General features: G+C 70.8%; 5 protein-coding genes. All 5 read left to right on the top strand.

Features of this window, described 5'->3' with window-relative positions; genetic code table 11:
* Position 1 precedes the first annotated feature (1 nt).
* The 5 genes from F793_RS0107740 (at position 2) to recD (ending at position 13,588) form a co-directional block, all read left to right on the top strand.
* Positions 2-499, top strand: a complete 498-nt coding sequence (locus tag F793_RS0107740) for a DUF302 domain-containing protein (RefSeq protein WP_026279263.1) — start codon at positions 2-4, stop codon at positions 497-499.
* 270 nt (positions 500-769) lie between these two features.
* Positions 770-4,111, top strand: a complete 3,342-nt coding sequence (locus F793_RS0107735) for a bifunctional diguanylate cyclase/phosphodiesterase (RefSeq protein ID WP_018882214.1) — start codon at positions 770-772, stop codon at positions 4,109-4,111.
* 182 nt (positions 4,112-4,293) lie between these two features.
* On the top strand, positions 4,294-7,782 hold the full coding sequence (gene recC / locus F793_RS0107730) for an exodeoxyribonuclease V subunit gamma (RefSeq protein WP_018882213.1): 3,489 nt from the start codon (positions 4,294-4,296) through the stop codon (positions 7,780-7,782).
* Complete coding sequence (gene recB / locus F793_RS0107725; protein WP_018882212.1) at positions 7,779-11,483, top strand: exodeoxyribonuclease V subunit beta; 3,705 nt, start codon at positions 7,779-7,781, stop codon at positions 11,481-11,483. Before recC ends, recB begins: the two co-directional genes overlap by 4 nt.
* The gene (recD, locus tag F793_RS0107720; RefSeq protein WP_018882211.1) at positions 11,480-13,588 is read left to right on the top strand and encodes an exodeoxyribonuclease V subunit alpha; all 2,109 of its coding nucleotides are present in this window, start codon (positions 11,480-11,482) and stop codon (positions 13,586-13,588) included. Before recB ends, recD begins: the two co-directional genes overlap by 4 nt.
* Positions 13,589-13,662 lie beyond the last annotated feature (74 nt).

The following is a 13,662-nucleotide window of genomic DNA, read 5'->3' as shown; positions in this document are numbered from 1 at the left end:
GATGACCACCCGCCATGGTGCGCGGTTCCTCGCGCTTCTGGCGATGCTGGTTGCGCTGGCCTTTGCCGGTGCGGTGCAGGCCGGCAGTCATGGGGGCGAGCAGCCGGACATGGTGAAGGTGACGCCGAGCCCGCATTCCTTCCCGGCCACGCTTGCCGCGTTTGAACAGGAGGCGTCCGAGGCGGGGTGGAGCATCCTGGGCCGCAACAACATGGCCGGTACGCTGTCGGAGCGCGGTTTCACGATTGATCCGGTGGTGATCCTGGATGTGTGCAGCGGGCGCTACAGCGCGCAGATCCTGGCGGAGGATGCCTTCCGTCCGGTGTCCGCGTTCATGCCCTGCCGCGTGAGTATCTATCAGGACAGCCAGGGCGATGTGTTCATCTCGCGGATGAACGTGCCGGGCTTTCTGCCGATGATGCCGGAAGGTGTGGCCGAGGTGATGGAGAAGTCCTCCGAAGAGATCGAGGTGATCATCGAGCGGACCGTCGCCGAGTAATGTAATCCGGTACAGTCCGGTATTGAACCCCGGTAGAAAGGCCGGTGAGGATCGGACGACGGATGCAGCGGGGCCCGCTTCGGCGGGTCCCATGCTGTTCGGGCCGGGCAGTACATCGGTATGCCGGTGACAACGGATTTGGACAGAGACCTCTTTGCGGGTGCGAATGCCTTTGGCAGTGTCGACTGACGACGTGACAACCATTGAACCAGGCCTTTGGGGCGCCGTGCGGACCGGAAACGGGGTACGGCGCCTTTTTGCGTTTGCCGTATGGGCGTGCGGGGGCGCTCGATGACGGACGCGCGCCGCAGGACCCGTCGTTTCGCCGCCGGCTGGATCGCCGGGGGCTATGTCGTGGTGGGGGTGTTGTGGATTGCCCTGTCCGATGTGGCGCTGGCGTGGTGGGCCGGCGCGGACGTGCCCGACGCATTGACCCGCGCGAACCTGGGCAAGGGCATCGGGTTTGTGCTGGTCTCTGGCGTATTGCTGTACGCGGCGATGCGCTGGCTGCCGGCCTCGAACCCGGAGGCACCGGTGGCGGGGTCCCGTCAGGCACTCGGGCGCTTCGGCTACTGGCCCTGGTTGGCCCTGGCGGCCGCGGTGATCGGGTCGACCGCGGCGGTGGGGCTGGGCGCCTGGCAGTGGCAGGTGGCGGCCGCCGAGACGCAGGCCCGCGAGGACCTGCAACGCGCCGCGTTCCTGAAGGGGGGCGTGATTGATCGCTGGCTGGCGGAGCGTACCGGGGACGCCGTGGTGCTGGCCGAGGCGCGCGGATTCAATCTGTTCGCGGTGACGGCGCTGGAACGGCGCTCGGTGCTGGCCCTGGAGCAGGTGCGCGATCGCCTGGAGCTGATGCGCCGGGCCTATGACTACGATGGCGTCGCCCTGCTGGATGCTAATCGCCAGCCGGTGATCGAACTGGGGCGCAGCGCGCTGGATGAATCGCAGATGGATGCCGTACTGCGCGAAGTGCGGCGCAGCGCGGAGACGAGCGAACCCATCCTGCATGCCGACCCGGACGGACGCCCGCGGATCAGCTGGGCGGTGCCGGTGCGGGATCGCGCGCGGCCGCATGATCCGGTGGTGGGGCTGGTGCTGCTGTCGTCCACGGTCGAGAGCCTGCATCCGCTGTTGACGCTGACGGAGAGCCGCAACGGGCTGGATGCGCAGGCGCATATCGTGGTGCGGGGCGGAGACCAGCGGGCCACGATTGCCCGAATCAGCGCAGCCGGCGGGGTGATCATCCCGGCTCCGGCGGCGTTCCCGCGGCTGCGCGAGCGGATCCTGGACCATCCGCGCGACGCGGTGGTGATCGAGCGTTTCGACAACGCGGACAGCCGCTTCTTCGCGGGTGTGCAGGGCCTGGCGCCGGCCGGCTGGGACCTGGTGCTGAAGCGGGATCTCGATGGCGTGCAGGTGGCCCCCCGCCAGCAGGCGGTCTGGGCGGCCGGGGCCACGCTGCTGGTCTGGCTGGTCGTGCTGGCGGCCGGGGGGCTGCTGTGGCGCCAGCAATGGCTGCGGCGCAACCTGGCGCTGGTGCGGGCGCATGCCGACCAGGACCGGATGCTGGGGATCTTCTTCGACATGCCGTTCGTTGGTATGGCGATCTCGGGTCCGGGTGGCGAGGGCTGGGAGCGCGTGAACGCCTGTCTGGCGGACATGCTGGGCTATGCCCCGGACGAACTGACGGCGATGGACTGGAACCGGCTGGCGACCCCCGAGGATCGAGACTGCGAGGCGGAACTGGACGCCGAGATGCGGCGCGGCGAACGCAGCGGCTACAGTGTCGTGAAACGCCTGCTGCGGCGCGATGGCCGGGTGATGGTCGCGGATATCGACGTCAAGTGCAGCCGCACGCCCGAGGGTGCGCTGGACCGCGTCGTCGCGACGGTCGAGGACATCACCGAACGGCGCGAACAGGAGGAGCGTCAGCGCCTGGCGTCGGTGGTGTTCGAAAACACCCGCGAGGGGGTGGTGATCACCGATGCCACCGCGCACATCCTGTCGGTGAACCGCGCCTTCACGCAGTTGATGGGATATACCCAGGACGAAGTGGTCGGCCGCACGCCGAAGATGTTCCAGTCCGGCCGCCACGATCAGGCGTTCTACGCGAACCTGTTCCGCGAGCTGCAGGTGAACGGCCACTGGCAGGGGGAGATCTGGAACCGGCGCAAGAACGGCGAGATCTTCCCCGAACTGCAGAGCATCACCGCGGTGCATGACAGCCAGGGTCGGCTGACGCACTACGTGTCGGTGTTCGCGGATATCTCGCGGATCAAGGCCTCCGAGGCGGAGCTCGACTTCCTCGCCCACCATGACCCGCTGACCGAGCTCCCCAACCGCCGCCTGCTGCGCGCCCGCCTGACGCACGGCATCTCGCTGATGCGGCGGCGTCAGGGGCACCTGGCGCTGTTGTTCGTGGACATCGACCGCTTCAAGGACATCAACGACAGTCAGGGCCATGCGGCCGGGGATCGCCTGCTGCGCCTGGTGGCCGAGCGGCTGCAGGTGGGGCGCCGCGGGACCGACACCGTGGCGCGCCTGGCCAGCGACGAGTTCGCGGTGCTGGTGGAGAACCTGGGCCACGTGGATGACGCTGCGCTGGTCGCGGAGAACATCATCCGCGAGGTGAGCTACCCCTGTGATCTCGGGAACGGGATGGAGATGGAGGTCACCGCCACGGTGGGCATCGCGGTGTTCCCGGAGCATGCGGCGGATGCCGATACCCTCCTGCAGCAGGCCAGTACCGCGCTGTCGCAGGCCAAGATGGACGGGCGCGGCAGCTATCGCTACTACTCGGACGAGTTCACCCGCGCGGCGCGCGAGCGCATCGACCTGTCCGCGCGGCTGCGCCGGGCGATCGAGCAGGATGCGCTGGAGGTGCACTACCAGCCGCAGTACCACGTCGCGGATGGCCGCCTGCTGGGGGCGGAGGCGCTGCTGCGCTGGACCGACCCCGAGCTGGGCCCGATCTCGCCGGGGCGCTTCATCCCGCTGGCGGAGCAGACCGGGCTGATCGTCGAACTGGGCGGCTGGGTACTGCGCCGGGTGATCGAGCAGGGACACCAGTGGCGCGCCGCCGGGCACCCGCCTCTGCGGCTGGCGGTGAATGTCTCGGCGCTGCAGTTCCAGCGCGTGCCCATCGACCAGCAGGTGGGGCAGTTGCTGGAGGACTTCGACTTTCCGGCGGATCAGCTGGAGCTGGAAATTACCGAGTCGGCGCTGATGGCGGATCCGAGCCGTGCCCGCCGCATCCTGCAGCGCCTGCGCGAGCGCGGGGTCCACTTCGCGATCGACGACTTCGGCACCGGCTATTCCTCCATGGCGCAGCTCAAGCGCTTCCCGGTGGATACGCTGAAGATCGACAAGAGCTTCGTCGATGGCCTGGCCGAAGAAGAGGGCGCGGGCAATGCCGACGACCGCTCGATCGCCCGGTCCATCGTCGGGCTGGGGCATGGCCTTGGACTGAGCGTGCTGGCGGAGGGCGTGGAGACCGCCGAGCAACTGGCCGTTCTGCGCGAACTGGGCTGCGACCACTACCAGGGCTACTACGCCAGCCGCCCCGCGCCGGCGGCCGAGTTCGAGAGCTTGCTGGCGGCGCCGCGCGCGTAAAGCGGGCCCAACCGCCCGGCCTCCGTTGATGCACATTGGGGTGATTGGCGCGACGGAGAGGGTCGCCCGGGAGTGGTAGGGTAGGCGCATCTGGATTGCCCCCCGGCTAACAGGCCTCGCGGGGAGTTCGGGAACCGATCAAGGAGCCGCTGTTGGGGGAGTCGCGCGAGTTACAGCCAGGGATGGTGGTACTGCACGGCAACCACCTGGAGTCGCTGCGTACGCTGGCGGTGGAGTGGATGCGGCGGGCGCCGCTGGCGCCGCTGGAGAACGAGACCATTCTGGTGCAGAGCAATGGCATGGCGCAGTGGCTGCGGCACGCCCTGGCGGCGCCGCCGGATGCCGATCCGCCGGGCTGCGGGATCGCGGCCGCGCTGGACATGCAGCTGCCGTCGCGCTTTGTGTGGTCGGCCTACCGCGCGGTGCTTGGGGCCGATGCCGTGCCGCTGGAGTCTCCCTATGCCAAGCGCCCGCTGACCTGGCGGCTGATGCGCCTGCTGCCGACGTGCCTGGGGCAGGAGGCCTTCGCCCCGCTCGGACAGTTCCTGCAGGACGACGACCCGGGCCAGGGCGGGGACCTGCGCAAGCGTTTCCAGCTCGCCGAGCGCCTGGCGGACCTGTTCGATCAGTACCAGGTGTATCGCGCGGACTGGCTGACCGACTGGGCGGCCGGGCGCGACGTGCTGCGCGACGCCCGCGGGCAGGCGCGCGACCTGGCGCCGGGGCAGCGCTGGCAGGCGGAGCTGTGGCGGCTGCTGCAGGCGGATATCGGCGTCGCGCAGGAGGGTGTGAGCCGCTCCGCGGTGCACGCGCGCTACCTGGATACGGTGCGTACGCTGGAGCGCCGCCCCGAGGGTCTGCCGCGGCGGGTCATCGTATTCGGGATCTCCTCGCTGCCGGGGCAGATCCTGGAGGCGCTGGAGGGGCTGGCGCGCTTCTGCCAGGTGCTGGTCTGCGTGCACAACCCCTGCGAGTACTACTGGGCCGACATCGTGGCCGACAAGGACCTGCTGCGCGCCACCCGGCGGCGCCAGGCGCGCAAGGCCGGGATGCCGGAGGCCCTGGACGAGGCCCAGTTGCACAACCACGCGCATCCGCTGCTGGCCGCCTGGGGCAAGCAGGGGCGCGACTACATCGGGCTGCTGGACGAGCACGATGACCCCGAACACTACGGCCGGGTGCTGCGCACACTGGACTGGGAGCGGGTGGATGTCTTCGAGCCGCACGGCATGCGCGGGCCGGAGGACTGCCTGCTGCACCAGTTGCAGGAGGACATCCGCGCGCTGCGGCCGCTGGCCGAGACGCGGGAGACCTGGCCCGCGGTTGCGGTGGCGGACCGCTCCATCCAGTTCCATGTGGCGCACAGCCCGCTGCGCGAGGTCGAGCTGCTGCACGACCGGCTGCTGGACCACTTCGCGCACGATCCCGCGCTGCGCCCGCGCGACGTGATCGTGATGGTGCCGGATATCGACCAGTACGCCCCCCACATCGAGGCGGTGTTCGGCCAGCCCGAGTCCGACGACCCGCGCTTCATCCCGTACACGCTGTCCGACCAGGGGCCGCGCGGGCGCGACCCGGTGCTGATCGCGCTGGAGCAATTGTTGTCCCTGCCGGAGAGCCGGATGGGCGTCAGCGAACTGCTGGACCTGCTGGATGTGCCGGCGGTCCGGCGGCGCTTCGGCATTGCCGAGGAGGACCTGGCGCAGCTGCATGCCTGGGCCGCGGGCGCGGGGGTGCGCTGGGGCCTGGATGCCGCGCAGCGCGCCGGTCTGGGCCTGCCCGAGGGACTGGAGCAGAACACCTGGCGCTTTGGCCTGCGGCGGATGCTGCTGGGCTACGCCCTGGGCGACCAGGGACCGTGGCAGGGGGTGGAACCCTACGACGAGATCGGTGGGCTGAGCGCCGCCTTGCTGGGCCCGCTGGAGGCCCTGATCTCCGCGCTGGAAGAGGCCTGGGACTGGCTGCGCCGGGCGCATGCCCCGGGGGACTGGGCGGCGCGGCTTGCCGCCTTGCTGGAACAGTTCTTCGCGCCGGAGACGGACGCCGAACTGTTCACCCTGGAGCGTCTGGGCGAGGCCCTGGAGCAGTGGCGCGAGGACTGTGCGGCCGCTGGGCTGGAGGAGGCGCTGCCGCTGGCCGTGGTGCGCGAACAGTGGCTGGCCAGTCAGGACGATTCGGGCGTGGGGCAGCGCTTTCTGGCGGGTTCGGTGAACTTCTGCACCCTGATGCCGATGCGGGCGATCCCGTTCCAGGTCGTCTGTCTGCTGGGCATGAACGACGGCGACTACCCGCGCAGCCCGACGCCGGTGGACTTCGATCTGATGGCACAGGACTACCGCCCGGGCGATCGCTCGCGGCGCGAGGACGACCGCTATCTGTTCCTGGAGGCGCTGCTCTCCGCCCGGCGCCAGTTGCATGTGAGCTGGGTGGGGCGGCATGTGCGCGACAACGAGCCGCGCCCGCCCTCGGTGCTGGTCGGGCAGTTGCGCGATCACCTGGCCGCCGGCTGGGGACTGGCCGGGGTTGACGGGCCCGAGGCGGGACCGGCCCTGGTGGAACACCTGACCACCTGGCACCCGCTCCAGCCCTTCTCGCCGCTGAACTTCCCGGCGGACGATGACGAGCGGCACTTCACCTATGCCCGGGAATGGGAGGCCGTGCACGACGCGGATGTGGCCCCGGCCGAGGGCGCCTGCGAGCCGATCCCGCTGCTGGAGGCCGAGCGCGAGCCGCGCGCGGTGGCGCCGGAGGCCCTTGCGCGCTTTCTGCGCTTCCCCGTGGAGGCGTTCTTTCGTTATCGCCTGGGGGTGTTCTTCGACGAAGAAGAGGCCCCCGGTGACGACCTGGAGCCGTTCGGGCTGGGCGGGCTGGAGCAGTGGCAGGTGCGCCAGAATCTGGTTGCGACCGCGCTTGAATCCGCCGCTGATGCGGCCGCCTGGCCGGAGATCCTGCAGGTCGAATCCGCACGCCTGCAGCGCGCCGGCTGGCTGCCGCTGGGGGCGGCCGGCGAGCTGGAACGTGGTGCGATGGTGGACGAGGCCGCGCGGCTGCTGGAGCGGATCGGCGAGCGCCTTGCGCTGTATCCCGAACGGCTGGAGGCGGGGCGTCCGCTGCGCCTGGAACACGCGCACTGGGGCCTGGAGGCGGTGCCGCCCGCGCTACGCGGCGATGGCGAGGGTCGGGTTCGGGTCTGCCTGGATTACACGGCGAGCCGTATTGCCAACGGCAAGAAGTGGCGCTACGACAAGCTGATGGCGCCGTGGGTGATGCATCTGCTCGCCAACGCCGGCGCGGGGGATGTGGGTTCCGAACTGGTCGCGCTGGACACACGCCTGACCCTCCCTGGGCTGGAGTCGGGTCTGGCGGAGGAACTGCTGGGCACGCTGCTGGAGGCCTGGGCGGCCGGACAGGAGCGCCCGCTGCCGCTGGCCTGCGCCGCCGCTTTTGCCTGGCTGGAGGCGGAGGACGGGCCAAAGGCCCCGTATGACGAGGCGCTGAAGACCCTGCGCGGGAACGACTACAGCCCTGGCGAGTGGTCGCGCAGTCCCGCGCTGGCACGGGCCTGGCCGGATCCCGAGACCCTGCTGGCCGATCCCGATTTCGGCTTCTGGCGGGACCGCGTGTACCGACCGGTGTTTGTGGTCGTGAACCAGTCGGAGGTCGCGGAATGACGGCCACCGCGCACAAGCTGGACCTGCTGACGTTGCCGCTGCACGGCAGCCGCCTGATCGAGGCCAGCGCCGGCACCGGCAAGACCTACACCATCGCCGCGCTGTATCTGCGCCTGGTGCTGGGCCACGGCGAGCTGCCCGAGGGCACCAGCGCCCTGACGCCGCCGCAGATCCTGGTGATGACCTTTACCGATGCCGCGACCCAGGAACTGCGCAGCCGCATCCGCGACACCCTGGCAATCGCGGCGCGGGTGTTCCGCGCGGAGGATCCGGATGCGGTGCCGGGCGTGCAGGGCATCCACAGGGAGCTGCGCGGCGAATACAGCGAGGCGGAGCGGCCGGGCGCGGCACGCCGGCTGGAACTGGCGGCGGAGTGGATGGACGAGGCCGCGGTGTCGACCATCCACGGCTGGTGCTACCGCATGCTGCGCGAGCACGCCTTCGACAGCGGGAGCCTGTTCACCCAGGACCTGGCGAGTGACCAGCAGGAGCTGCTGGCCGAGGCGGCGCGTGATTACTGGCGCCGCTTCGTCTATCCGCAGCCGCCGGCGCCGCTGGCCCTGCTGCGCAATGCCTTCGGGCCCGATCCCGAGACCCTGTTGCAGAAGATCCGGCCGCTGGTCGGACATCTGCCCGCGGATGCGGCGGACGCGGAGCTGGAGACCCCGGAGGGTCTGGAGGCCGCGCTGAGACGCAAGCTGGCGCGGCTGGAGGCGATGAAGCGGCCCTGGCGCGAGGACTTCGAGGCGATCAAGGAGCAGTTTGACGCGCTGCGCGGCCCGGTTCTGCAGCCGGGCAAGTACAGCAACCCGGACAAGCTGCTGGGTGCGATGCGCGAATGGGCCGAGGATCCGGGCGCGCTGCGGCCCGGTGGCGTCTCCGGCGACTCCCCGCTGCTGCGTTTCAGTGCGGCCGGCATGCAGGACCGGCTGAAAGGCGGTCAGACGCTGCCGGAGGATCTGCACCCGGCGTTCATGGGGCTGGACGATCACGCCGAGGTCTGCGTGGATGACCGCGAACGGTTGCTGAAGGCGGCGGCGCGCCAGGTGGATGCGCGCTTTCGTCAGGTTCAGCGCCAGCGCGCGCAGATGGGCTTCCACGACTTGCTGACCCGGTTGCGCGATGCCCTGGACGGCCCGGGGGGCGAGCACCTGGCCGCGACCCTGCGTACGCAGTTCCCGGTGGCTCTGGTCGACGAGTTCCAGGACACCGATCCGGTGCAGTACCGGATCTTCCAGCGCGTCTATCGCATCGACGAGAACCCGCGCGACCTCGGCGTGCTGCTGATCGGCGATCCCAAGCAGTCGATCTACGGCTTTCGCGGGGCGGATATCCATACCTACCTGGCGGCGCGTACGGCCACCGCCGGTCGTCACTACACACTGGAGCGCAACTTCCGCTCCACCGAGGCCCTGGTGGATGGCGTGAACCGGTTGTTCGGACATGCCGAGGGCTGGGCGGACGGGGCGTTTCTGTTCCGTACTGGCGCGGAGAACCCGCTGCCGTTCGTGCCGGTTACGGCCAATGGCCGCGCGGAGGTCTTCGAGCAGCACGGGGAGGCGGCCCCGGCGGTCACGCTGTGGTGCCATGACCCCGGCGAGCCGGTGCCCAAGGGCGCCTACCGCGAGCGCATGGCGCAGGCGTGCGCCAGCCATATGGTGGAGCTGCTCAACGGAGGTGTCGCCGGGACCTGCGGTTTTCGCAAGGGCGCGGACCTGACCGGGGTGCGACCGCGTGATATGGCGGTGCTGGTGCGCGGACGCGCGGAGGCCGACGCGATCCGCGCCGAGCTGCGTCGACGCGGCGTGCGCAGCGTATACCTGTCGGATCGCGAGTCGGTATATGCCAGCGACGAGGCGGGGGACCTGCTGCGCTGGCTGCGCGCCTGTGCCGAGCCCACCAGCGAGCGGTTGCTGCGCGCGGCGCTGGCCACCGCGACGCTGGGGCAGTCGCTGGCCGAGCTGCACCGGCTGACGGTGGACGAGCTGGCCTGGGAGGCGCGGGTCGAGCAGTTCCGCGACTACCGGCGCCTGTGGCAGACGCGCGGGGTGTTGCCGATGCTGCGCCGGCTGCTGCACGACTTCGAGGTCCCCCGGCGGTTGCGCGCCACGGCGGAGGGTGAGCGCGCGCTGACCAACCTGCTGCATCTGAGCGAGTTGCTGCAGCAGGCGGCCGCGGAGCTGGATGGCGAGCAGGCCCTGATCCGGCACCTGATGGAGCACCGGAACGGCGACGGCGAAACCGGCGAGGAGCAGATCCTGCGCCTGGAGAGCGACGAGGACCTGGTCAAGGTGGTGACGCTGCACAAGTCCAAGGGGCTGGAGTATCCGCTGGTGTTCCTGCCGTTTGCCTGCAATTTCCGGCCCACGGACGCGAAGAAGGACGTGCCCTGGCGCGACCATCCGCCGCAGGGCGGGGCGCGCTGGGTGTTCCACATGGATGACGCGGTGTACCGGCGGGCCGAGCGCGAACGCCTGGCCGAGGACCTGCGCCTGTTGTACGTGGGCATGACCCGGGCGCGCCATGCCTGCTGGCTGGGGATTGCACCGATTGTCTCGGGAAGGAGCAAGACCAACCATTTCGACCAGACCGCAGCCGGGTATCTGCTGGCCGGCCCCGAGGGCGTGGCGGACGGCGGGCTGGAGGCGGCACTGCGTACCGCCGCGGGCGACGAGCCGGCGATCCGGGTGGGCCCGCTGCCGGAAGTGCGCGACGCTGCGGTGCAGACCGGCGCCAATGCCCCGACCACCGGGCCGGCCCGGCAAGCGCCGGCGCGGCGCTTCGAGCGCTGGTGGGTGGCCAGCTACAGCGCGATTGCTGCGCACGACGACGGTGTGGCACCGGTCGCGCCCGACTCGGCGCGCGAGGATGTGCTGCGCGAGGGCGTCGCGGATGCGGGTCGCGAGGCCGTGGAGTTCCCCGAACTCGAGCCCGAGGCCGGGCCACGCGCGGCCAGCGGGCTGCACGCCTTCCCGCGCGGGCCGGGACCGGGCACCTTCCTGCACGGGCTGCTGGAGTGGGCGGCGGAGCAGGGCCTCGCCGCGCAGGTGGCGCAGCCCGAACGCCTGGCGCGGGAGATCGAAACGCGCTGCGAGCGCCGGGGATGGGGCGAGTGGTCCACGGTGGTCACGGACTGGATGCAGCAGTTGCTGACGGCCGGCTTCCCGCTGGAGGAGGGCGGGACGTTCTCGCTGGGGGGCTTGGCCACGTATCAGCCGGAGCTGGAGTTTCTGTACCCGGCGCGCCGCCTCAGGGCCGGGGATCTGGATCAGGCGGTGCGGGCGCAGATCCTGCCGGGCGAGCGGCGCCCGCCGGTAGGGGACGTGACGCTGAACGGGATGCTGAAGGGCTTCGTCGACCTGGTGTTCGAGCACGCCGGGCGCTATTACGTGGCGGACTACAAGTCCAACTGGCTGGGGCCCTCGGCTCGGGCCTACACCGCCGAGCGCCTGCGCGCGGCGGTGCTGGAGCATCGCTACGACCTGCAGCTGGTGCTCTACACGCTGGCACTGCATCGCCAGCTGGGCGCTCGCCTGCCGGGCTACGACTTTGACCAGCACATGGGCGGCGGGGTCTACCTGTTCCTGCGCGGCGTGGATGCGCCGGGCCACGGGGTGTTCCACCACTGCCCGCCGCGTGCGCTGATCGAGCAGCTGGATCGCTGGATGACGCACGGGGTCGATCGGGAGGGGGCGGCTTGAACGCGGTGTCGCATAGCGGGGCGCTGGGGTCCGTGCAGGCCCTGATGGTGCTGCTGGGCGAATGGGAGGCGGCCGGGTGGCTGCGCGGCGTGGACCGGGCGCTGGTGCGCTTTCTGCACGAGCAGGATCCCGGGGCACCGCCACTGGCGCTGCTGCTGGCCGCGCTGGCCAGTCACCAGGTCGGGCGCGGCCATGTGTGCCTGGAACTGGACGCCCTGCTGCAGGAACCGGATACCACGCTGGCCCTGCCGCCGGAGGGGGAACCGAACGCGCCGGCCCTGCCGCGGCCGTCGTCCGTGCTGCAGGGCGTTTCGGCGACGGCGGTCGCGCAGGCCCTGGACGGGACGGCACTGGCCGGACCGGATGCGGTTGGCTCGACGCCGCTGGTCTATACCGGCGCGCAGGTCTACCTGCGCCGCTATTGGGAGGCCGAGCGCCGTATCGGGCAGGCGATCCGCGCGCGGGTGGCCGATCGCGCGGCCTGGCAGGGCGCGCTGGATACGGCTGCGGCGTGCGAGTGGCTGAACTGGCTGTTCGGCACACCCGCGGACGGCGCCGCCCCGGACTGGCAGCGCCTGGCCTGTGCCCTGGCGGCCGGCTCCGGTTTCAGCGTGATCACGGGCGGGCCGGGCACCGGCAAGACCACCACGGTGTTGCGGCTGCTCGCGCTGCTGCAGGGCTTGCAGGGTCCGGAGGATCCACTGCGTATCCGCCTGGCCGCGCCCACCGGCAAGGCCGCGGCGCGTCTGAATGCCTCGGTCAGCGGGGCGCTGGATCGCCTGGGGCTGGAGACACTGCCGGATGGTGATGCGCTGCGGCGAAACCTGCCGGCCGAGGTGGTCACGGTGCATCGCCTGCTGGGGGCGCGGCCGGATACGCGGCACTTCCGCCACGGTGCGCGCAATCCCCTGGCGGTGGATGTGCTGGTGGTGGACGAGGCGTCGATGATCGACCTGGAACTGATGGCCAGTCTGGTCGAGGCGGTGCCGCGCACGGCGCGCCTGATCCTGCTGGGGGATCGTGACCAGTTGGCGTCGGTGGAGGCCGGCGCGGTACTGGGCGAGCTGTGCCATCGCGCCGAGGGCGGGCACTACACGCCGGAGTCCGCGCAGTGGCTGGAAGCAGTGACCGGCGTGGCCGTGCCCGCGGCGATGCAGGATGCGCACGGGCAGGCCCTCGACCAGCACATCGTGATGCTGCGCCAGAGTCACCGCTTTGGCGCCGACAGCGGGATCGGACGCCTGGCCGCCGGCGTGAACGCGGGGGAGGTCACGGGGTCGCCGCAGGGCGACGATGCTGTGTGGCAGCGGGTGCTCGCCCACCCCGAGGATGCGGCTCTGGTGGATCTGGCAGTGGCGGGGCGCGCGGACACACCCGAGGGCGAGGCGGTCGGGTATGCGGACTACCTGGAAGGCCTGCGCGTGGCCCGGCCGGCCCCCGGGGCGCCGCGCGCCGCCTGGGAGGACTGGGCGCGGGACGTGCTGGCGGCCCACGGGCGCTTTCAGCTGCTGTGCGCGGTGCGGCGCGGGCCGTGGGGGCTCGAAAGGCTCAATCGGCGCATTGCCGGGGCGTTGCAGGCGCGCGGGTTGCTGGAGATGGAGGCCGGCCGTGGCGGCGGGTCAGAGGGGCATGCGCCATGGTTCGAGGGGCGACCGGTGATCGTGACCCGCAACGACTATGCGCTGGGGCTGATCAATGGCGATATCGGCATTGCCCTGGCCGTTCCGGCCTGGCTGGCGCGGGGCGAGCCCGAGGCGACCGGGGATCATGGGGGTCCGGAGGCGGCGGCGCCGGTGCTGCGCGTCGCCTTTCTCGCGGCGGGGGGTCGCGTGCGCTGGGTGTTGCCCAACCGGCTGGAGGCCGTCGAGACCGCCTTTGCGCTGACTGTGCACAAGGCGCAGGGCTCGGAGTTCGAGCATGTCGCGCTGGTACTGCCGGAGGCCGACAGCCCCATCCTGACCCGCGAGCTGGTCTACACCGCGATCACCCGTGCCAGCCGCTGGTTCAGCCTGCTCGAGCCACGCGCGGGCACCCTGGCCGCGGCCAGTCAACGCCAGATCCGCCGCAGCGGCGGCTTGCGCCGGTGGCTGGATGATGCGTCATAGAGACTTCCTCGTGTTCGACGTGCCCGTCAAGGAATGGCGAGTGCGCCCCTGATTAGTTAGTCTGATCATTCGGA

Origin of the sequence: Thioalkalivibrio sp. ALE22, assembly GCF_000381445.1 — a bacterium.
Classification (GTDB): domain Bacteria; phylum Pseudomonadota; class Gammaproteobacteria; order Ectothiorhodospirales; family Ectothiorhodospiraceae; genus Thioalkalivibrio.
This window is presented reverse-complemented; position numbering and strand designations above follow the sequence as displayed.

Excerpts from the sequence above, each read along its gene's own strand:
- F793_RS0107740 (WP_026279263.1), top strand. The coding sequence starts at position 2 with ATGACCACCCGCCATGGTGCGCGGTTCCTCGCGCTTCTGGCGATGCTG.
- F793_RS0107735 (WP_018882214.1), top strand. The coding sequence starts at position 770 with ATGGGCGTGCGGGGGCGCTCGATGACGGACGCGCGCCGCAGGACCCGT.
- recC (WP_018882213.1), top strand. The coding sequence starts at position 4,294 with ATGGTGGTACTGCACGGCAACCACCTGGAGTCGCTGCGTACGCTGGCG.
- recB (WP_018882212.1), top strand. The coding sequence starts at position 7,779 with ATGACGGCCACCGCGCACAAGCTGGACCTGCTGACGTTGCCGCTGCAC.